Annotated in this window: 14 protein-coding genes; 8 read left to right on the plus strand and 6 right to left on the minus strand. The window is 72.6% G+C overall.

Features of this window, described 5'->3' with window-relative positions; genetic code table 11:
• Positions 1–176: 176 nt before the first annotated feature.
• The 5 genes from GL259_RS12310 (at position 177) to GL259_RS12330 (ending at position 5,633) form a co-directional block, all read left to right on the plus strand.
• Entirely contained in the window at positions 177–803 is a 627-nt protein-coding gene (locus tag GL259_RS12310; protein WP_159532046.1) for a winged helix-turn-helix domain-containing protein, read from the plus strand.
• A gap of 70 nt (positions 804–873) precedes the next feature.
• Positions 874–1,926, plus strand: a complete 1,053-nt coding sequence (locus GL259_RS12315) for an SDR family oxidoreductase (RefSeq protein WP_159532048.1) — start codon at positions 874–876, stop codon at positions 1,924–1,926.
• 52 nt (positions 1,927–1,978) lie between these two features.
• On the plus strand, positions 1,979–3,244 hold the full coding sequence (locus GL259_RS12320; protein ID WP_159532050.1) for a sensor domain-containing protein: 1,266 nt from the start codon (positions 1,979–1,981) through the stop codon (positions 3,242–3,244).
• Positions 3,229–3,882 (plus strand): response regulator transcription factor, encoded by a 654-nt coding sequence (locus GL259_RS12325; protein ID WP_159532052.1) that lies wholly within the window; start codon positions 3,229–3,231, stop codon positions 3,880–3,882. Before GL259_RS12320 ends, GL259_RS12325 begins: the two co-directional genes overlap by 16 nt.
• Before the next feature lie 218 nt (positions 3,883–4,100).
• Positions 4,101–5,633, plus strand: coding sequence for a DUF1996 domain-containing protein (locus tag GL259_RS12330; RefSeq protein WP_159532054.1), 1,533 nt, complete (start codon positions 4,101–4,103; stop codon positions 5,631–5,633).
• 69 nt (positions 5,634–5,702) lie between these two features.
• Here GL259_RS12330 and GL259_RS12335 read toward each other — a convergent pair whose 3' ends face one another.
• A complete protein-coding gene (locus GL259_RS12335; protein WP_159532056.1) occupies positions 5,703–6,134 on the minus strand; it encodes a hypothetical protein in 432 nt (143 codons plus the stop codon).
• Between the two features lie 209 nt (positions 6,135–6,343).
• On the opposite strand from GL259_RS12335, the gene GL259_RS12340 reads away from it, so the two are divergent.
• Positions 6,344–8,305 carry a hypothetical protein gene (locus GL259_RS12340; protein WP_159532058.1) on the plus strand — a complete coding sequence of 654 codons (1,962 nt, stop codon included), beginning with the start codon at positions 6,344–6,346 and terminating at the stop codon, positions 8,303–8,305.
• Positions 8,306–8,369: 64 nt separating this feature from the next.
• Positions 8,370–9,062, plus strand: coding sequence for a TetR/AcrR family transcriptional regulator (locus GL259_RS12345; RefSeq protein WP_159532060.1), 693 nt, complete (start codon positions 8,370–8,372; stop codon positions 9,060–9,062).
• Positions 9,063–9,068: 6 nt separating this feature from the next.
• Here the strand turns inward: GL259_RS12345 and GL259_RS12350 are convergent, their stop codons facing one another.
• Positions 9,069–9,425, minus strand: coding sequence for a 5-carboxymethyl-2-hydroxymuconate Delta-isomerase (locus GL259_RS12350; protein ID WP_159532062.1), 357 nt, complete (start codon positions 9,423–9,425; stop codon positions 9,069–9,071).
• A gap of 54 nt (positions 9,426–9,479) precedes the next feature.
• On the minus strand, positions 9,480–14,891 hold the full coding sequence (gene pulA / locus GL259_RS12355) for a pullulanase-type alpha-1,6-glucosidase (protein ID WP_159532064.1): 5,412 nt from the start codon (positions 14,889–14,891) through the stop codon (positions 9,480–9,482).
• A gap of 320 nt (positions 14,892–15,211) precedes the next feature.
• On the opposite strand from pulA, the gene GL259_RS12360 reads away from it, so the two are divergent.
• Positions 15,212–16,078, plus strand: a complete 867-nt coding sequence (locus GL259_RS12360; protein ID WP_159532066.1) for an AraC family transcriptional regulator — start codon at positions 15,212–15,214, stop codon at positions 16,076–16,078.
• Between the two features lie 102 nt (positions 16,079–16,180).
• Here the strand turns inward: GL259_RS12360 and GL259_RS12365 are convergent, their stop codons facing one another.
• The 3 genes from GL259_RS12365 to GL259_RS12375 all read right to left on the minus strand — a co-directional run bounded on the left by GL259_RS12365 (position 16,181) and on the right by GL259_RS12375 (position 20,478).
• Positions 16,181–17,554, minus strand: a complete 1,374-nt coding sequence (locus GL259_RS12365) for an alpha-amylase family protein (RefSeq protein WP_159532068.1) — start codon at positions 17,552–17,554, stop codon at positions 16,181–16,183.
• A gap of 167 nt (positions 17,555–17,721) precedes the next feature.
• Positions 17,722–19,416: a glycoside hydrolase family 13 protein gene (locus tag GL259_RS12370; protein WP_159532070.1), complete on the minus strand. Its 1,695-nt coding sequence runs from the start codon at positions 19,414–19,416 to the stop codon at positions 17,722–17,724.
• Positions 19,417–19,560: 144 nt separating this feature from the next.
• On the minus strand, positions 19,561–20,478 hold the full coding sequence (locus GL259_RS12375) for an ABC transporter permease subunit (protein WP_159532072.1): 918 nt from the start codon (positions 20,476–20,478) through the stop codon (positions 19,561–19,563).
• Positions 20,479–20,483: the final 5 nt, after the last annotated feature.

The raw sequence follows: 20,483 nt of genomic DNA on the forward strand, positions 1-20,483 counted from the left end.
ACGACTTCGACCGGGTGTGTTGTCGCGCGTCGAACGCGCCGGCCCGGTAGGAGCCGCACACCCCGGCCTTCGCCCGGCGCGAACCGCGTACGTCCCTCGACGAGCCCGCCACGAACGCGCGGCCGTCGACCCACCCGACGAGCGACGACCCCTTCGCGCGAAAGAGCTGACGTCCCATGGCGACCCCCCGTTCCCTTTCCTCGGCCTCCCCCGTCCCCGCGCCCCTCCCCCCGAACGGTCATCCCCGGCACCGGCTGCGTGCCGTCGACCGCGACGACGACCGGGGCCTCTCCTCCCCGAACGCGGTCGGGGGCCCGGTGCCGGCCGCCGCGGACCTGCTGCCGCCGGGCGCCACCTGGCTGCCCGCGCCGCAGCACAGCCTGCCCGTCCTGCCCGGGCACCCCCCGATGGTCGGCTACCTGGTGCTGGTCCCCGCCGACCAGCAGCCGCCGTTCCCGGTGGCGCTGCCGGACCAGGCCGGGGCCGCCGGCGACGAACCCGGCGGCGACCCGCTGATCCGCGTCGACACCGTGCGGCGCTCCGCCGAGGTGGACGGGCGGCAACTCGACCTCACCTACCTGGAGTTCGAGCTGCTGGCGCATCTCGTGGCGCACCCGGGCCGGGTGCACACCCGCGAGCACCTGGTCGGCACGGTGTGGGGCTACGGCCACGTGGGCGACGGCCGCACCGTCGACGTCCACATCGCCCGGCTGCGCCGCAAGCTCGGCGCCGGACACCGGGACGCGATCCGCACGGTGCGCCGGGTCGGCTACCAGTACCTGCCGCCGGACGGGCGCCGGTGACCGGCCGGTCCGGTCTGCCGACGGCAGATTCGCCTTCCCCCGCACCGCCGGACCGGGCAGAGTCACCGGCATGAGACTTCTGATGCTGGGTGGTACGGAGTTCGTGGGCCGGGCCGTCGTCGAGGCGGCCCTCGGCCGGGGCTGGGAGGTGACCGTCCTCCACCGGGGGCGGCACGAGGCCCCGCCGGGCGTGCGGACGCTGCTGGGCGACCGCACCGCGCCCGACGGCCTGGCGGCGCTCGAGGAGGACCCCGGCGCGTGGGACGTCGTCGTCGACACCTGGTCGGCCGCCCCGCGCGCGGTGCGGGACGCGGCGCGGCTGCTGCGGGGCCGCGCCGGGCGGTACGTGTACGTGTCGAGCTGCTCGGTGTACGCCTGGGCCCCGCCCGCCGGGTACACCGAGCGGGCCCCCGTGGTGGAGGGGGCGTCCGCGGACGCCGACCGGACGGATTACGCCCGGGACAAGCGCGGCGGCGAGCTGGCCGTCCTGGACGCGTTCGGCGCGGACCGGTCGGTGCTGGTGCGGGCCGGGCTGATCCTCGGGCCGTACGAGAACGTGGGCCGGCTGCCCTGGTGGCTGACCCGGATGGCGCGCGGCGGCCCGGTGCTCGCCCCGGGGCCGCGTGACCTGCCGCTCCAGTACGTCGACGTCCGCGATCTCGCCGCGTGGATCCTCGGCGCGGCCGAGCAGGGGCTGAGCGGGCCGTACAACCTGATCTCCCCGCAGGGGCACACGACGACCGGCGAGCTGCTCCGGGCGTGCGCCGAGGTGACCGGCGGCGCGGCCGAGCTGCGGTGGACCGAGCCCGAGGTGATCCTCGGGGCGGGCATCGAGCCGTGGACGCAGCTGCCGGTGTGGGTGCCGCCGGGCAGCGACCTGCACGACGCGCTGCACTCCGCGGACGTCTCCCGGGCGGTCGCGACCGGGCTGCGCTGCCGGCCGGTCGCCGAGACCGTGGCCGACACCTGGCGCTGGCTCCGGGACATCGGCGGCACCGCGCCCCGGCGCCCGGACCGGACGGACAAGGGACTGGACCCGGAGGTGGAGGCGAAGGTGCTGGGGAGTGCCGGGGGGACCGAGGGCGCCGGGAGTGCCGGGGGTGTAGGCAGCACCACCCCCTGACCGGGGGGCTCGGCCCAGTGACCCGGGCACGGCGCCCGGCCAGACTTGTGCCATGACCATCGACACGAAGAGCGGCGACGGGCGGACCGGGGGGCGGGGCATCGCGCTCGCCGCGGTGCGGGGACTGGCACTGGCGCTGGTGGCGCTGCCGGGGGCGGTGCTGTGCTTCACGCTGTCCCTGGTGTCCATCGCGCTGATCCCGATCGGTGTCGGCATCGTCACCACCCCGTACGTGCTGACGGGGGTGCGGGCGTTCGCGAACCGGCGGCGGGTGCTGGCGGCCGAGTGGGGCGGGGTGCGGATCCCGCCCGCGTACCGGCCGCTGCCGAAGGACGCCAACCCGTGGGCGCGCACCTTCGGCATGCTGCGCGACCCGGCGACCTGGCGGGACCTGAGGTGGCTGCCGGTCGACATGACCGCGGGCTTCGTCACCGCGCTGCTGCCGGCCGTGCTGCTGCTCTACCCGCTGGAGGGGTTCGCGCTGGCGGCCGGGCTGTGGCGGGTGATGCCCGACGGGTACTGGTACGGCTTCGTGCCGGTCGACGACCAGACGTCCGCGCTCGGCGCCGGTGCGCTCGCCCTCGTCCTGCTGTTCTTCGCGCACTTCTTCACCGCCCGGCTGCTGGACGTCCACTTCCGGCTCACCGGGGCCGTCCTCGGCTCCCACCAGACCGAACTGGCCGAGCGGGTGCGGGTGCTGACCGAGACGCGGCGGGACGCCGTGGACACCTCCGCCGCCGAACTGCGGCGCATCGAGCGGGACCTGCACGACGGGGCGCAGGCGCGGCTGGTCGCGGTGGGCATGGACCTGGGGACCATCGAGGCGCTGCTGGACAAGGACCCGGCGAAGGCGAAGGAGCTGATCGCGCAGGCCCGCCGGTCCTCCGTGGAGGCCCTGTCGGAGCTGCGCGAGCTGGTGCGCGGCATCCATCCGCCGGTGCTGGCCGAGCGCGGGCTGGGCGACGCGGTGCGGGCGCTGGCGCTCCGGCTGCCGGTGGCCACCGAGGTGACCGTGGAGCTGCCCGGGCGGGCCGAGGCGCCCGTGGAGTCGGCCGCGTACTTCGCCGTGAGCGAGGTGCTCACCAACGCGGTGAAGCACTCGGGCGCCGACCGCGTGTGGATCGACCTGCACCACGCCGACGGTCATCTGCGGGCGACGGTCACCGACAACGGCAGGGGCGGCGCGGTGGTCGGCGCCGGCTCGGGGCTGTCCGGGGTCGAGCGGCGACTGGGTACATTCGACGGCGTCCTGGCCGTCAGCAGTCCCGCGGGCGGCCCCACCATGGTCACCGTGGAGATCCCTTGCGCGTTGTCCTAGCCGAAGACCTGTTCCTGCTGCGTGACGGACTCGTCCGGCTCCTGGAGGCGCACGGCTTCGAGATCGCGGCGGCCGTGGAGTCCGGGCCCGAGCTGGCCCGGGCGCTGGCCGAACTGGAGCCGGACGTCGCCGTCGTCGACGTACGCCTGCCGCCGACGCACACCGACGAGGGGCTGCAGTGCGCGCTCGAGGCCCGCCGCAAGCGGCCCGGGCTGCCGGTGCTGGTGCTCTCCCAGCACGTGGAGCAGCTGTACGCGCGGGAGTTGCTGGCCGACGGCAGCGGTGGCGTGGGATACCTGCTGAAGGACCGGGTGTTCGACGCGGAGCAGTTCGTGGACGCCGTGCGCCGGGTGGCGGCGGGCGGTACGGCGATGGACCCGCAGGTGATCCAGCAGTTGCTGGCGCGGCAGTCGGGCGACGGCCGGCCGACGGCGCGGCTGACGCCCCGGGAGCTGGAGGTGCTGGAGCTGATGGCGCAGGGGCGGTCCAACGCGGCGATCGCCTCCCGGCTGGTGGTGACGGAACGGGCCATCGCGAAGCACACCGCGAACATCTTCGCCAAACTGGGGCTGGAGGTGTCGGACGACGACAACCGGCGCGTGCTGGCGGTTCTCGCGTATCTCGACCACGGCCGGTGAAACCGGACCCGGCCGCACACCCCGCGTGGACGATCAGCAACTCCCGGTGTTCCAGAGGCTGCTGACATCACCGCGCCGGTACGGACTTCTCGTCGATTTCCGTGACGGGTGAACACCCCCGGGGCGGCTCCCGTACTCAAGGGAGCCGCTTCACTCCTGCCGGGCCGCTCGATGCCCCGCAATGGGATGCCCCCGCAAGGAAGGTCAAGAGGAGTTCCATGGGACGCAACACAAGAAAACGCCGTACACCGCTGGCCACCAAGGCCGTAGCCGGGGCGGCGGCCCTGGCGCTCGGTGGGGGCGGGCTGATCTGGGCGAACTTCTACGCTTCGGCGCACGAGGACCGCTCCGGGGAGAACCGGACGAGGTCCGGGGCCGCCCAGATCGCGACGATCAACTGCCCGGACGTCGGCCAGAAGCTGACGAAGGTGCCGAGGAGCGCGCGCAGGGGCGTCGCGAGGGAGCTGGCGCTGCTCGACCGGCAGATCACGGACGCCTACACGCGCCTGGCGGAGACGCGCCAGGCCCAGGCGGGAGACGCCGGCTACGTCGACAACGCCATCCTCGGACCGCTGAAGTCCAAGCGGGTGGCCACCCTGGACCGCATCGGCATCAACATCAACCGCGCCGGCGGCACGGCGCCGCGGGACCTCGGCCGGTTCGCGCAGTGCCAGGGCGTCCCGGCCGAGCAGCCGGACACCAACGACGGCGACGGCCAGGACCAGGGCCAGGACGACGACGGCCAGAACCAGGGTGACGACGGCCAGAACCAGGGTGACGGCGGCCAGGACAACGGCCAGGACCAGGGCAACGGCGGTCAGGCCGGCAACGGTCCCGTGGCCGACGACTTCATCGCCATCGAGGACGTCCAGCCGGGCTCGCGCAACCTGCCCAACGGTCTGGCCGCGAACGGCGACGGCGGTTCGACCGGCAGCTTCACCACCGAATGCGGCACCAACGAGAACGAGAACCGCAACTCGGACAACGTGATCGTCGCCCCCGGCGTCAGCAACGGCGCCCAGCACCAGCACGACTACGTCGGCAACCAGGCCAACAACGCCTTCGCGAGCGACGAGGACCTGGCAGGCGGCGAGACGACCTGCCAGAACCAGGGCGACAGGTCGACGTACTTCTGGCCGGTCCTGCGGATCCAGGACGGCACGCAGGACGTCGACCAGGGCCAGCCCGGCGGCGGTCAGGACGGCAACGTCGGCAGGATCGTCGAACCCAGTGAGGCGCAGCTGAAGTTCGTCGGCAACCGGACGAGCGACGTCGTCGCGATGCCCAGGGGCCTGCGCATCATCACCGGTGACGCCAAGTCCTTCACCAACGGCCTGAACAACGCCAACACCTCCTGGAGCTGCACCGGCTTCGAGGACCGCCAGGTGACGGACAAGTACCCGATCTGCCCCGAGGGCAGCAGCGTGGTGCGGACGTCCAACTTCCAGAGCTGCTGGGACGGCCAGAACATCGACAGCGCCAACCACCGCACGCACGTCGACTTCGTCGAGGCGGACGGCACCTGCTCGAACGGCTTCCAGGCCATCCCCCAGCTCCAGGTCCGCCTGGTCTACGACATCCCGGCCCCGCAGATCGACAACGGGCAGCTCGTGAACCCGTTCGCGGTGGACTCCTTCCCGGAGCAGCTGCACAAGCCGATCACCGACCACAACGACTTCATCAACTTCTTCGACGAGAACCTGATGGACGAGATGGTCGACTGCATCAACAGCGGCCAGGACTGCCAGTAGTCCCGGACGGCGGGAAGCCGGCGGTGGGATCCCCCACCGCCGGCTTCTCCCGTGCCGGGGGCCGCGAGGTCAGCCGTGGTGGCCGCCCTTGTTGTGGCTGCCCCCGGGGTTCATGTGCTCGGACCCCTCCTCCATGGTGCCGCCGAGCGTGGTGCGCAGCGCCGTGACCGTCTCCTCCTCGCCGACGGCGACCCACTTGCGGCCGACCAGGTAGTAGCCGCCGTAGTCCTTCGCCCCGTTCAGCCACTCGCGCTGGCCGCGGTCGGTGGCGAAGGTGGCGAGGACGAACCTGCCGTCGCCGTCGCCGCAGACGGCCTGCCGGATCTCGTCGGCGTCCGTCTGCATGTCCGGCTCGCACTTCACCTCGGCGGCCAGGTGCTCCAGGCTGCCGGTCGCGGTGGCCGGGACCTCGTCCTTCCCGTCACCGCCGGATCCGCAGCCCGCCAGCGCCAGGGCCGCCAGCGCGCCGGTCAGCGCGAGCATCGGTCGGGTCACCCTCATCTGTTCCTCCGGTCCTCGACGGCGGCATGCCGCACGGAGCCCCGGCGCGGGGCCCCGTCGCCTTCCATACGGCCGCGACGCCCGCAGCGCTCAATCCCCGGTGCGGCCGCCGCCCGGCCCGCCCCGGGCGGCCGTCCGGGGCCGTGCCCGCCGGGGAGTGATGGTCCACCGCCAAGTGACCATCCGCCGGTTCGCTCGTTCAGCCGAGCGTGCAGCCACAGGATGTCGTCCGCCGCCCCGCTCCCTCCTCCCCGGCCGGACCGGTCGTGGACGTCGAGCAGGCCGAGGCCGCACTCGCCGAGCACTATCCGCGACTCGTCCGGATCGCCTACCTGGTGCTGCCCTCCGGGACGGGCCGCCGCAGGCGGGTGCTGACCGCGCACTCCCTCACCCAGCGCGCCCTGCCCCGCGCCCGCACGCCGGTCCCGGCGGTCCCCTCCCGGCCCGTCGGCCGCGACGGCGATCCCGGGTACGCGCTGGTCCGCCTCCAGGTGGTGCGGACGGCCCTGGAGGCCGGCCTGCCGCTGCGGCGCAGGGCGTGGCCCAGACGGGCGCAGCTGCCGCCGCTGCTGCCCCAGGTGTGGGGTCTGAAGCTGTTCCCGCGCTCCGGCGGCGCCGACGAACTCGCCCTGGACCAGCGGCTGTCCGCGCTCTCCGGCCCGGCCCGCGCCGCCTGTGTGCTGCGCGGTCTGGAGCGGCTCCCGGACGGGGACGTGCGCGAGGTGCTCACGGCCGCGGGCGTCACCGACGCGGACGCCGCGCTGGCCGAGGCCGACCGCGTCCGCGCCGAGCACCGGCTGCTGGACTCCCCCGAGTTCGACCCCTGCTCGCTCCAGGCCCGGCCGACCGACCTGCTGCGCCGGCGCCGTCATCTGCACGCCACGCTGGTGGCCGGGGCCGCGCTCGCCGTCTGCGGGGCGCTGCTCGGGCCGGCGGGTGACGGCCGGGACCCCGGCGGCGCCGCCGCACCCCCGTACGCGCGGAACCCGGCCGCGCAGGCGGCGCTGGACCCGGCGAAGCTGACCCGGGTCTCCCCCACCGCCTGGAGGACCTCCGCGCGCGTCGACTTCTCGGTGTGGCCCGCACGCGGCGGCCTCACCGACGACACGGCCCTGCTGCGCCGCGCCCTCGCCGTCTGGGCCCGGCCGGGCGGGGGCGTCCGGGTGTCGGCGACTCCCGGCACCCCCTCCGGCGGGCCCGCCGGACCGCCCCAGCTGCTGTACGCCGGGACGGTCGACACCGCGCGCGTGGTGATCCTCCACGACGGTCTGCGCATCGCCCGGTACGCCGAGCCCGCGGACGGCACGCACGGCGCGGCCCTCGACTTCGCCCGGGTCGACGGGGCCGGCCGGGCCGGGGCGAGCGCGGTGGTGCTGGGCCGGGCCGACGGCAACGTCCGCTATCTGACGGCGCCCTGGGTGCGGGCGGCGGGCGAGCGGGACCTGCGCGCGCCGGACTCCGCCGCGACGGACCTCACCCTCACCGGCGGCGTCACCCCGCCCCTGCCCAGCCCGGCCCTGCGACCGGGGCCGTGCACCTCGTGGAACGTGCTGCGGCTGACCGACGGCACCGGCACCCGGCTGGTGACCGACCTCGGCGAGCTGGTCCCGGCCCTGCTGACCGCGGGGCGGCCCGGCGCGCGGGGCACGTCCGCCGGCGCCGGGGCGCTGCGCACCTGGGCGCCGTTCGCCTGCTCGCTGGGCGCGATGCGCTCCGCGGGCGTACGGAGTGTGAACGCCTGGGCGTTCGCCGAACAGCCGCTGCCCGGCGCGAGCGCGTCGGGGTGGGGGTCCTCCCGCCGGAAGGGGGGAGGGGGGTCCGCGGTGTGGGTGTGCACGCGCGCCGAGACCTGGCGGGGCGGCGGGGCCCGGGTGCTGGCGCAGTTCCACACGCCGGGCGGGCGGTCCGGGGTGGTGACGGCGAAGGCCGAGGACGTGCCGGCGTGCGGGGCGCGCGAGCCGCGGGTGCTCGCCGGGGTGCTGTGGAAGTCCGGGGCGGGCGCCTGGTATCTGCTGGCCGCCGGCAGCCGCGACACGGCGTCCGTCAGGGCGACGGGCGGGGTCGAGGGGTCGGCCCGGGGGCATCTGCTGACCGTCCGCGCCGAGCAGGGCGCCCGGGCCGACCTCAAGGGCACACTGGAGGACGGGCGGACGATCGGCGGGCTGCGGTAGGCGGACGAACACGGCCGACCGGTCTGGACCGTTCGAGGCCGAATACGATCGGTAAGGTGTTCGCATGACTACCGGGGTACGTCGCAGAATGGGAGTCGACGAGCGGCGGCAGCAGTTGATCGGCGTCGCCCTCGAACTGTTCAGCCGTCGTTCGCCCGACGACGTCTCCATCGACGAGATAGCCTCGGCGGCGGGCATCTCCCGCCCGCTGGTCTACCACTACTTCCCCGGCAAACTCAGCCTGTACGAGGCCGCGTTGAAGCGCGCCGCGGAGGATCTGGCGTCCCGGTTCGACGAGCCGCGCGAGGGCCCGCTGGGCGCGCGGCTGCTGCGGGTGATGGGCCGGTTCTTCGACTTCGTCGACGACCACGGTCCCGGTTTCTCCGCCCTGATGCGCGGCGGTCCGGCGGTCGGCTCCTCGACCACCAACGCGCTGATCGACTCCGTACGGCAGGCCGCGTACGACCAGATGCTGTCGCACCTGGGCGTGGTGGGCCAGGCGCCCGCGCGGCTGGAGCTGGTCGTCCGTTCCTGGATCTCGCTCGTCGAGTCGACGGCGCTGATCTGGCTGGACGGGCGGCGCATCCCGCGCACCGAACTGGAGGTCCAGCTGGTGCACGACTTCGCCGCGCTCGCCGCCGTCGCCGCCGCCCGTGACGAGGAGCTGGCCGCGCTGCTGCGCGGCCTGCTCAAGGACGAGCCGGGCGACGGGCCGTTCACCGACCTCGCCGCCCGGCTGATCGCCCTGGCCTCCTAGAAGGCCCTACTCCTCGAACTTCCGGTACGACGGGTCGAGGTCGCGCACCTCGGCGGAGGCGTGCAGCACCAGGCCCCCGGCCGGCTTCACGTACTGCCGCAGCAGCTCCAGCACGGCCTCGGTGAGCCGGGCCTTGGTCTCGTCCGTGCGTCCGGCCAGCAGGGCGACGTGGACGTGGACGAGGGCGTGCCCGTCGGTGTCGGGGCCGACCACGACGTCCTCGGTCCGCCGGAACCGCGTCTTGCACGCGGGCGGCTTGGCGTCCGCGATCTCCACGACGGCGGTGTGCAGGTCCCGCGCGAAGGCGGGCCGGTCGAAGCCGTCCGCCAGTCGCTCGGAGTAGTCGACGGTGATCTGCGGCATGAGCCCTCCTGTTCCGGGTCGGAGGGCTCACACTATCCGCAGCCCCTGACGGGGTCAGCCGGCCCTGGTGAACACGGCGACCGTGCGCGCCGGAACGGTGAACGTGCCGGTGTCCCGCGCGTAGGACGAGGTCTTCACCACCGCGTCCCCGCCCGCCGCCTGCACCGGGTGCAGGCGGTGGCCCGTCCCGGCGAGCGCGGCGACGCGCTGTTCCTGCTCCTCGGGCGTGGCGTTGAAGACCACGACGAGGTCACCGAGGGTCATGGTGATCACGCCGGGCGTCTCGTCCTCGCCGGACAGCGGGAAGGACAGGCGGGACTGCACCTGCGCGGCCGTGTCCAGGGAGAACGCCTTCTCCGTGGTACGGATCTCCAGCAGGTCCCGGTACGCGGCCGAGGTGCCCCGGATCTGCGGGCAGCCGACCCGCACCGAGCCGAGCAGCGGCTTCGCGTACGGCCACTTGGCCTCGTTGTCGGCGGCCGGCGGCAGGCCGCGGCCGAAGCCGTTGCCGTCCGCGCAGTTCCAGTGGATGGCGTTGAACCAGTCGCCGCTGTCGTAGGAGTTGCGGTCCAGGGACTTGGAGCGCAGCAGGTCGGTGCCCGCCTGGGAGAGCGCCGGGCCCTGCGAGAGGGTGGCCGTCGCCATGGCGAGGACCTGCATGCGCGCCCGGTCGTCCGCGGACGTGTCCTTCGGCAGCTTGAAGGCGAGCGCGTCGAACAGCGTCTCGTTGTCGTGCGCGTCGGCGTAGGCGAGGGCGTCGCCGGGGGCGTCGGCGTATCCGGCGGGGGCGCCGTTGTAGTCGACCTGGGAGCCCTTGACCTCCTTGCCGCTGGTGTCGGTGAAGGTGTAGTCGGCGAGGTTGCCGCTCAGGCCCACCTTGATCAGGTCCTGGTAGTGCAGCAGGCGGGCCCTCTGCTCGGCCTCGGTGCCGTTGCTCCTGGAGGAGTTGGGGTCGGTGTACAGGCCGGAGGCGAAGCCCTGGACGCCGGGGTCCTCGTCGAAGGGGCCGCCGCCGCGCACGGCGTCCCGGGCCCGGTCGGAGAAGGTGGCGATGCCGGTGCCGGCCATGTTCTTCTGCGTGGCCTGGACGAAGCGGGCGTCGTCGGCGATCTCGCCGAAGTTCCAGCCCTCGCCGTACAGGATGATCGACTTGCCGTCGACGCCGTCCTTCTCGAGGGTGAGCGCGTCGAGGGCCTCGCGCACGGCGAGCATGTTGGCCTTCGGGTGGTGGCCCATGAGGTCGAAGCGGAAGCCGTCGACCTTGTACTCCTTGGCCCAGGTGACCACCGAGTCGACGACCAGCTTGCCCATCATGGCGTTCTCGGTGGCCGTGTTGGCGCAGCAGGTGCTGTTGGCGACCGAGCCGTCGGCCAGCAGCCGCTGGTAGTAGCCGGGCACGATCCGGTCCAGGACGGAGGTCTTCGCCTGGCCGCTCGCGGCGGTGTGGTTGTAGACCACGTCCATCACGACGCGCAGGCCGTCCTCGTTGAGCGCCTTCACCATCCTCCGGAACTCGACGGTGCGGGCGGTGCCGTCCGGGTCGGTGGCGTAGGAGCCCTCGGGGACCGTGTAGTGGTACGGGTCGTAGCCCCAGTTGTAGGCGTCCTCGGCGGCCGCCTTCGCCACGCACTCCTGCTGCCTGCCGGAGTCGGCCGGGTAGGAGGCGAGGTCGCAGTCGACGGTCGCCTGGTCGGACTTCTTCTCGGGGACGGTGGCGATGTCGAACGCGGGCAGCAGGTGCACGTACGAGGTGCCGGCCTCGGCCAGCTCACGCAGGTGCTTCGAGCCGTCGCTGTCCTCGTCGGTGAAGGCGAGGTAGGTGCCGGGGTTCCGCGCCGTGCGGTCCGCCACGGAGAAGTCGCGGACGTGCAGCTCCTGGATCTGGGCGTCCTTCAGCGGCACGGCCTTCGGCTTGTCCAGGCCCGACCAGCCCTCGGGGGCGAGGCTCCGGTCGCCGAGGTCGACGACCAGGCTGCGCTCGGAGTCGGTCGTGAGGGCCACCGAGTAGGGGTCGGTGACCCTGTTGGTGACGATCTCCCGGGCGGTGGGCGCCCAGACCTTCACCGCGTACCGGTACGGCTCGCCCTTCCAGGAGGCCGGGCCGGTGACGGACCAGACGCCGGTGGCGTCGTCGCGCTTCATCCGGACGGTGCGGTCGCCGATCTCCAGGGAGACCTGCTGCGCGGTCGGCGCCCACACGGAGAGGGTGGGGCGGCCGTGGCGGAACGTCGGGCCGAGCTCCGCCTCCGTGGCGCGGTCGGCGTAGAGGTCGTCCAGGACGCCGGCGATCTGCACGCCGGTCGCGGCCAGCACGGCGCCGTTGGCCGCCCGCTGGGAGGCGACGACCTGGCCGCGCAGGGCCTCGCGCACCCGGTCCCGGTCGCGCGGGTCGACGGACCAGGCGGTGCCGTCCTTCAGGTGCGGGAAGGCGGCCTTCTGGGCGTCGGTGAGGGACGTCTTCGCCAGGCGCAGCCAGCGCGCGTCCTCGCCGGTGAGGGTCCCGTCCTGCACCTTGACCGAGCCGGTGCGGGAGGCGAGGAGCTGGGTGGAGGCGGCGGCCTCCGAGCCGTCCCAGACGACGGTGTCCCGGTCGATCCAGACCGCCTTGGAGGTGGTCAGGTCGAGGGCCGCCGCCGACCCGGCCGGCTGCGGCAGCAGGTACCTCTCCTGGCCGTTCAACAGCCACACCTCGTGGCCGTTGGCCCTGAGGTCCAGCGACTGGTCGGACGGGAGGTCCTTCTCGTCGCCCTTGTGGATGATGTAGCTGAGGCTGGTGGCACCCTCGGCGAGCGGCACCTCGAAGACAGCGCCATAGGCATCAGTCTTCACCGGCTCCAGGGGCTTCGACCAGTCGGTGGGGTTCGCGGCGCCGGTCCAGGTGTGCAGGCCCCAGCCGTCGTAGTTCCCGTCGGCGCGGTGGTAGTGCAGCACCGCCTTGGTCCTGTCCTGCGCCGGGTACTCGGGCCGCTCGGTGGTGACGGTCTCCTTGCCCTGCTCGATCCAGATCTCGCCGTTGCGGGTGACGTCGATCGTGCGGTCGGTGGCGACGTCCTTGTTGCCCTCCTTGTCGATGACGAGGAAGCCGACGTCGGACGCGCCCGGCTTGAGCTTGACGTAGGCGAAGGCGCCGTAGGCGTCGCGGCCCGTGAAGGGGTGGCTGTTCGGCCACTCGGTGGCCTCGCCGTCCGCCAGGTCGCCCCAGGCGTACAGGCCCCAGTCGTCGTAGTCGCCGTCGGCGCGCTTGTAGTGGACGACCGCGTAGTCGCGGGAGGCGGCGGTGGGCGGCTCCTCGACGGGCGGGGTGCCGGTGGTGGAGGCGGCCAGGGCGCTCGCGGTGCGGCCGGCCGAGTCGATGACGACGGCCTTGTAGCGCAGGGCGGTGCCGGCGGGGACGTCCTCGCCGATGGTGTGGGTGACCTTGTAGGGGGCGTGGTCGGCGGAGCCGAGCGTCCGCCACTTCCCGGTGCCGGTCTGGGCGGCGAAGACGACCCGGTTGAGCTGTCCGCCGTCGACGTCGGCGGTGAGCTCGACGGTGCCGGTCGCTCCGGCGTCCGGGGCCTTGAGGGTGACCGTGGGCCCGGCGGCCGGCTCGGCGAGCGGGCCGGACGCCTTGAGGACGATCGCCGAGCCGGCCGGGACGGTGACGGTGATCTTCCTGTCGGCGTCGCTGGTGACGGTGGCGTCGGTGCCGTGGATGCCGCGGAAGGCCATGCCGGCGGAGTCGGTCGCGAAGGTCGCGGTCCTCTTCTCGGCGGCGTTGTTGAAGGCGACCACGTACTCGGTGGTGTCCTTGCCGGTGCCGGTGCGGGAGAAGGCGTAGACGCCCGCGCCGTCGGCCGCGTACCGCTCCCGCTGGATGCCGTCGGTGAGGGCCGGGTGGGCCTTGCGGAGCTCGGCGAGCGCGCTGATCTGCCGGTAGAGCGGCGAGCGCGTGTCGTAGGCGTCGTCGGCGTGGGTGCGGTCGGTGCCGATCAGGTCGTCGTCGAGGTAGTCGGCGGTGCGGGAGGCGAACAGGGTCTGGCGGGCGTCCTTGTCGCCGCCGGCGCCGGTGAAGCCCTGCTCGTCGCCGTAGTAGACGACCGGGTTGCCGCGGCTGAGGAACATCAGCTCGTTGGCGAGCATGTCCTTCTTCAGCAGTTCGGCGTCGGACGCCTTCGGGTTGTCCTGCTTCAGGAACGTCCCGAAGCGGCCCATGTCGTGGTTGCCGAGGAAGGTGACCTGCTCGTAGGCGTTGGCCCTGTCGGTCGTGTACTTGTGGTCGTCGCCGAAGACCGCGGCCAGCCTCTTCGCGCTGCCGCCCTGGGAGGCGTACTGCCGTGCCGCCTCCTGGAAGGGGAAGTCGAGCGTGGCGTCGAGGCGCCCCTGGGTGACGTAGGGGGCGGTGACGTTCGTGTCGGCGGAGTAGACCTCGCCGAACATGAAGAAGTCGTCCCGGCCCCTCTTCGCCGCGTAGGCGTCCAGGGCGGTGGCCCACTGGGTCCAGAACTCCATGTTGACGTGCTTCACGGTGTCGATCCGGAAGCCGTCGATGTCGAAGTCCTTCACCCAGCGCTGGTAGATCTTCTCCATGCCGTCGACGACCTCGGGACGCTCGGTCCACAGGTCGTCGAGGCCGGAGAAGTCGCCGTGCTCGGCGGACTCCCCGGCGAAGGTGGAGTCGCCCCGGTTGTGGTACATCGTCGGGTCGTTGAGCCAGGACGGGACCTTGACGCGCTTCTTCGCGTCGGGCACGACCGGGGTGCGCGGGAAGGAACCGGCGTCGACGCGCGGGAACGTGCGGGAGCCGTCGGCGTAGTCGGCGTCGTCGAAGGGCTCGCCGTTCTTCGTCAGGTACGGGAAGGCGCCCTTGGAGAGGTAGCCGTAGGACTTCTCCTCGTAGTCGACGACGTCGGCGGTGTGGTTGGTGATGACGTCGAAGAAGACCTTCATGCCCTTGGCGTGGGCCTTGTCGATGAGGGTCTCGAGGTCCTCGTTGGTGCCGAAGTGCGGGTCGACCTGGGTGAAGTCGGTGATCCAGTACCCGTGGTAGCCGGCCGAGGCGTCCTTGCCGGTGCCCTGCACGGGCTGGTTCTTGAAGATGGGCGCCATCCAGATGGCGGTGGTGCCGAGCCCCTTGATGTAGTCGAGCCGCTTGGTCAGGCCCTTGAGGTCGCCGCCCTGGTAGAAGCCCTTGTCGGTGGGGTCGTAACCGGTGGTCAGGCGCGAACCGGTCAGTCCGCCGCGGTCGTTCTTCGCGTCGCCGTTGGCGAAACGGTCCGGCAGGACGAAGTAGAACTGCTCCCGGGTCAGGTCGTGCCGCGCGGGGGACGCGGCGAGCTTCGCGTCCGAGGGGGGCGGCGGCGGAGTGGCGGCGCCGGCGGCGAGCGGCTGCACGAGCGTGGCGGCGAGCGCGGCCACGGTGACGGCGGCGACGCGTCCGCCCCGCGCGGTGCGGCGCCCCGGGGGCGCGGGCCATCTGGGTATCAAGGCGTGAACTCCTTGCGCTTACGGCTCATTGGGTCCGACCCCGCGCCACGGCACGACCTGTTCCGGCCACGTCACCGGGGCGCCGGCGTGACCGTACCGCCGTTGAAAGCTTTACAGCAAGGGTTGTGAAAGTAACGGTAAGGACTTGCGCACCGGCACCGTCCGCGAGGAGGCGGCCGGGCGCTTCGGCCGGCCGGTCTCCCCCGTCCCCCCGTCTCCCCGTCCGCCGGGCGCACCCGACTCGACCGGGCACGGGATGTCGGGTCCGGCGGGGCGCCCCCCGCCTAGCGTGGTCATCGCGAAAAGGAAGGAGGCCGGAAGTGCTGGAACGCCTCAACCAGGCCGTGGAGCACATCGAACGCCACCTCGACCAGCAGGTCGACGTGGCCGAGCTGGCGCGCGTCACGATCACCTCGGAGTACCACCTGCGCCGGATGTTCTCCGCGCTCGCGGGCATGCCGCTGTCGGAGTACGTACGGCGCCGCCGGCTCACCGTCGCGGGCGCCGAGGTGCTCGCGGGGCGCGGGCCCCTGCTGGAGATCGCGGTGCGCTACGGCTACGGCTCGGGCGAGGCGTTCGCCCGGGCGTTCCGTGCCCTGCACGGGGTGGGGCCGGGCGAGGCACGGCGCAGCGGCGCCGCGCTCGTCTCCCAGCCCCGGTTGTCCTTCCGCCTCACCGTCGAAGGGACGGACAGCATGCGGTACCGCGTAGTGGACCGGCCGGGTTTCAACGTCGTCGGGCTCAGGGCCCGGGTGCCGCTGGTGCACGCGGGGCCCAACCAGGCGATCGTCGACTTCGTCCGCGGCATCGATCCGCGGGTCCTGGAGCGCCTGGAGGAGCTGCCGGACCAGGAGCCGCAGGGCGTCGTCTCGGTCTGCGACGACCTGGACCCGAGCCGCGCCGAAGGCACCGAGCTCGACTACTACCACGCAGTGATCACGTCGGCGGCCGCCCCCGGGGGCACCACCGCCCTGCCCGTCCCGGCCGGGACCTGGGCGGTCTTCACCTGCTCCGGGCCGGCGCCGCGGGCCGTCCAGGAGCTGTGGCGCGACGTGTTCACGCAGTGGTTCCCGTCCAATCCGTACCGCAGCCGTCCCGGCCCCGAGATCCTGCGCACCCGCCTGTCGCCGGACGGGACCGAGGCCGATGCCGAGCTGTGGCTCCCGGTGGAGCGGGAGCAGGGCTGACCGGGGCGCCGGGCGGGTGCCCGGCCGCGGAGTGCTCCAGCCGGCCGGAGGGGCCGGCTGGAGCGCTCCGCCGCGGAACGTCCGCGTTGACCGGCGCGGGCCTCAGCAGGACGACTTGCCCGCGTACACCGCGAGGGCCGTGCGGGCTCCCAGGGTGGCGGTCAGCTGCCCCGAACCGTTCACCGTCACCGTGGTGTTGTTCTGGACGTTGCAGTACGTGCCCGCCGGCAGGGAGGTCTGGTAGGTGCGGGTCAGGGAGCCGGACTCGTGGTTGACGGCCACGAATCCCTTGCTGCCCCGGCCGAAGGCGATCGCGTCGCCGCCGTTGTCCCACCAGTTGGTGACCGCCTGGCCCCGGGTCGCGTTGCGGAAGGCGACCATGGACTTGATCTCCGGCCAGGCGTGCTGGCACTTCCAGCCGCTCTGCCAGCAGGCGTCCACCCGGCCCCCGTTGGGCGGTCCGGCGTCGTGGTCGGTGAACTCGTAGCCGGAGTTGATGTCCGGGGCGCCGTACGGCCAGGCCAGCATGAAGACGTTGGCCAGCGTGTAGGTGGCGTTGTCCTTGTAGCTGAGGGTGGAGCCGTTGCGCTCGGTGTCGTGGTTGTCGACGAAGACGCCGGAGACGGAGCTGTTCATGTAGCCCCAGCCCTCGCCGTAGTTCTTCAGGTAGGCGAGGTTCTCGTTGTTGAAGACCCGCTTGAGGTCGTAGGCGTAGCGGAACTCCTGGACGTCGCCGTTGCCGGTGTACTCGGTGGGCTGGACGGCCTCGCCGGCGCCGTGGATGACCTCCTGCTTCCAGTAGGCGGAGGGGTTGGTCAGGCGGGACTTGATGTTCGCCAGGTCGGCGGCCGGCATGTGCTTGGCCGCGTCGATGCGGAAGCCGTCCACGCCGAGGGAGAGCAGGTCGTTCATGTACCGGGCGATGGCCCCGCGGACGTACTCCTCGCCGGTGTCGAGGTCGGCGAGGCCGACCAGCTCGCAGTTCTGGACGTTGCCGCGGTCCTGGTAGTTGCTGATCTGCGCGGTGCAGTTGTCGAAGTCGTACGACGAGTACAGGCCGGGGTAGTTGTACTTCGTGTACGACGAGCCGCCGGTGCCGGTGCCGCTGCCGGCCGACATGTGGTTGATCACCGTGTCGACGACGACCTTCACGCCGGCCGCGTGGCAGGTGTTCACCATGTTCTGGAAGGCCGCGCGGTCGCCGAGCCGGCCGGCGATCCTGTAGCTCACCGGCTGGTACGACGTCCACCACTGGGAGCCCTGTATGTGCTCGGCGGGCGGGGAGACCTGGACGTATCCGTACCCGGCGGGGCCGAGGGTGGTGGTGCACTCGCGGGCGACCGAGGCGAAGTTCCACTCGAAGAGGACGGCGGTGACGTCCTTGGTGCCGGGGGGCGAGGCCTCCGCTGCCGTCGGGGTCATGACAACCGAGGCGGCCGCGAGGGCGACGGCCCCGGCGAGGGTTCTGCGTGCCATGTGGGGTTCCTTCTTCATCGAAGGGTGTGGGGAACCGCTGAGGACGCCTGAAGCTTCTTGCTGAAAGCTTCAGCAACCTTGCGGCAACGCAGATGTTAGAGGCCCGCCACCCGAAAGGGCAGCGGGCCGTACCAACTCGGAGGAAAAAAGTTTCGGGCCGGACGACCTCAGCCGGTGGTCCACCACACGGTGGTGTCGGCCGGGACCTTCGCCTCGCCGTCCGCCTCGACCACCTCGCCGCTGGCGAGCAGCACCCGCCCGTACGCCGGGGTCGTCACCGACTCCCCGGTGGTGTTCGCGACGCACACGAAGTCCCCGCGCCGCAGGGCGAGGACGCCCTCGGGCGCGCGCAGCCACTCCACCGCGTCGCCCGCGCCCAGGTCGGGCTGGGCCCGGCGCACGGCGAGCGCGGCCCGGTACAGCTCCAGCGTGGAGCCGGGCACGCCGGTCTGCGCCTCCACGCTCAGCTCGCCCCAGCCCTCGGGCTGCGGCAGCCAGCTGCCGCCGTCGCCGAAGCCGTAGGAGGAGCCCTCGCGCGTCCACGGGATCGGCACCCGGCAGCCGTCGCGGAAGCCGTCCTGGCCCGCGCCCCGGAAGTACGCCGGGTCCTGGCGCACCTCGTCCGGCAGGTCCACGACGTCCGGCAGGCCCAGCTCCTCGCCCTGGTAGACGTAGGCCGAACCGGGCAGCGCCAGCATCAGCAGCGTCGCCGCGCGGGCCCGGCGCAGGCCCAGCTCGCGGTCGCCGGCCAGGCGGATCTGGGTGCCGAGGCCGGGCGGGTTGGCGAAGCGGGTGGCGTGCCGGGTGACGTCGTGGTTGGACAGCACCCAGGTGGCGGGGGCGCCGACCGGGCGCATCGCCTCCAGGGTGCGGTCGATGACCTCGCGCAGCTCCTCGGCGTCCCAGTGGGTTCCCAGGTACTGGAAGTTGAACGCCTGGTGCAGCTCGTCGGGGCGGACGTAGTTGGCGGTGCGCTCGACGGTCGGGGTCCAGGCCTCCGCGACGAAGATGCGCTCACCGGAGTACTCGTCCAGGATGAGCCGCCACTGCCGGTAGATGTCGTGGACGCCGTCCTGGTCGAAGAACGGCATGACATCGTTGCCCAGCAGCTTCAGCTGCTCGTGCGATCCGAGGTCGGGCAGGCCCTCGGCCTTCACCATGCCGTGGGCGACGTCGATGCGGAAGCCGTCCACGCCCATGTCCAGCCAGAAGCGGAGGATGGAGCGGAACTCGTCGCCGACCGCCGGGTGCTCCCAGTTGAAGTCGGGCTGCTCGGGCGCGAAGAGGTGCAGGTACCACTCGCCGGGCGTGCCGTCGGGCTCGGTCACCCGGGTCCAGGCCGGGCCGCCGAAGATCGACTCCCAGTCGTTGGGCGGCAGCTCGCCGTTCTCGCCCTTGCCGGGCCGGAAGTGGTAGCGCTCCCGCAGCGGGGAGCCGGGGCCCTCGGCGAGGGCCCGCTTGAACCACTCGTGCTGGTCGGAGGAGTGGTTGGGCACGAGGTCGACGATGATCCGCAGGCCCAGCGCGTGGGCGTCCCGGATCAGCGCGTCCGCGTCGAGCAGGGTGCCGAACATGGGATCGACGGCGCGGTAGTCGGCGACGTCGTAGCCGGCGTCGGCCTGCGGTGAGGCGTAGAAGGGGCTGAGCCACACGGCGTCCACACCGAGGTCGCGCAGGTACGGCAGGCGGGAGCGGATGCCTTCCAGGTCGCCCATGCCGTCGCCGTTGCTGTCGGCGAAGCTGCGCGGGTACACCTGGTAGATCACCGCGTCCCGCCACCAGTCGCGGCGCCTGGCGACGGTGGCGACGGCCGCGTCGGTCGTGGGGGTCGGGGCCGGGGCGGCGGAGTGCTGCTGGCTCATGTCGTCCTTGATGCGAGTTTCGGTCAGGGAGGCGGGTGGGGGCGGCCCGCAGACGAGGCGGCCGCGGTGTCAGCGGGGTCGGATGGGCACCGCGGCCGCCTACCCGCGCGCGTCAGGCGCGCGGGAGTCCTGCTGCGAAGGGGATCAGCCCTTCGTGCCGCCGGCGGTGAGGCCGGCCACCAGGTTCTTCTGCACGAGGTAGAAGAACGCGGAGACGGGGATCGCGATCAGGACCGCGGTGGCGGCCATGAGGTTGCGCTGCGCGTCGTGCTCGCTGACGAAGCTCTGCAGTCCGACGGCGAGCGTGTACTTCTCGTCGTCGAGCATGAACGTCGTGGCGAAGGCGACCTCGCCGAACGCGGTGATGAAGCTGTAGAACGCGGCGACCGCCAGACCCGGCTTGGCGAGCGGCAGGATCAGCCGTACGAACGTGCCGATGGGGGTCAGCCCGTCGACCCGTCCCGCCTCGTCGATCTCGAACGGGATGGTGTCGAAGTAGCCCTTCATCAGCCAGGCGCAGTACGGCACCGCCGTCGTGCAGTAGACGAGGATGAGTCCAAGGTAACTGTCGACGAGCTGGAGGTCCGAGAGGATCTGGTACATCGGGACCATCAGGACGGCCACCGGGAACATCTGGGTGACCAGGAGCACCCACATGAACTTCCTGTAGCCCGGGAAGCGCATGCGGGACACGGCGTAGCCGGTGGTGGCGGCGACCAGGACACCGATGAACGTGGTGCCGAGCGAGACGATCAGCGAGCTCTTCAGCCAGTCGAAGAAGTTCGTGTTCTGCAGGACGAAGGTGTAGTTGTCCAGCGTCATCTTGCCCCAGATGCCTCCGGGGCGCAGATAGTCGTCCTTGTCCGGACCGAGGGACAGGAAGACCAGCCAGGCGACCGGGAACAGCGCGATCAGGCTGGCCACGGTCAGCACGCCGTGCGAGGTGAGGCGGACCAGGGGGCTGCTCTCGCCGCGCCGCCGCGCCTTGGGCCGCCGGGCGGCGGGCGCCGCGGCCGGCGCCCCCTTCGCGTCGGCGGACAGTGGACGGTCGAGGGTGCTCATGGGGA

It is taken from the genome of Streptomyces sp. Tu 3180 (assembly GCF_009852415.1).
Lineage (GTDB): Bacteria > Actinomycetota > Actinomycetes > Streptomycetales > Streptomycetaceae > Streptomyces.

Excerpts from the sequence above, each read along its gene's own strand:
- GL259_RS12310 (WP_159532046.1), top strand. The coding sequence starts at position 177 with ATGGCGACCCCCCGTTCCCTTTCCTCGGCCTCCCCCGTCCCCGCGCCC.
- GL259_RS12315 (WP_159532048.1), top strand. The coding sequence starts at position 874 with ATGAGACTTCTGATGCTGGGTGGTACGGAGTTCGTGGGCCGGGCCGTC.
- GL259_RS12320 (WP_159532050.1), top strand. The coding sequence starts at position 1,979 with ATGACCATCGACACGAAGAGCGGCGACGGGCGGACCGGGGGGCGGGGC.
- GL259_RS12330 (WP_159532054.1), top strand. The coding sequence starts at position 4,101 with ATGGGACGCAACACAAGAAAACGCCGTACACCGCTGGCCACCAAGGCC.
- GL259_RS12335 (WP_159532056.1), bottom strand. The coding sequence starts at position 6,134 with ATGAGGGTGACCCGACCGATGCTCGCGCTGACCGGCGCGCTGGCGGCC.
- GL259_RS12345 (WP_159532060.1), top strand. The coding sequence starts at position 8,370 with ATGACTACCGGGGTACGTCGCAGAATGGGAGTCGACGAGCGGCGGCAG.
- GL259_RS12350 (WP_159532062.1), bottom strand. The coding sequence starts at position 9,425 with ATGCCGCAGATCACCGTCGACTACTCCGAGCGACTGGCGGACGGCTTC.
- GL259_RS12365 (WP_159532068.1), bottom strand. The coding sequence starts at position 17,554 with ATGGCACGCAGAACCCTCGCCGGGGCCGTCGCCCTCGCGGCCGCCTCG.
- GL259_RS12370 (WP_159532070.1), bottom strand. The coding sequence starts at position 19,416 with ATGAGCCAGCAGCACTCCGCCGCCCCGGCCCCGACCCCCACGACCGAC.
- GL259_RS12375 (WP_159532072.1), bottom strand. The coding sequence starts at position 20,478 with ATGAGCACCCTCGACCGTCCACTGTCCGCCGACGCGAAGGGGGCGCCG.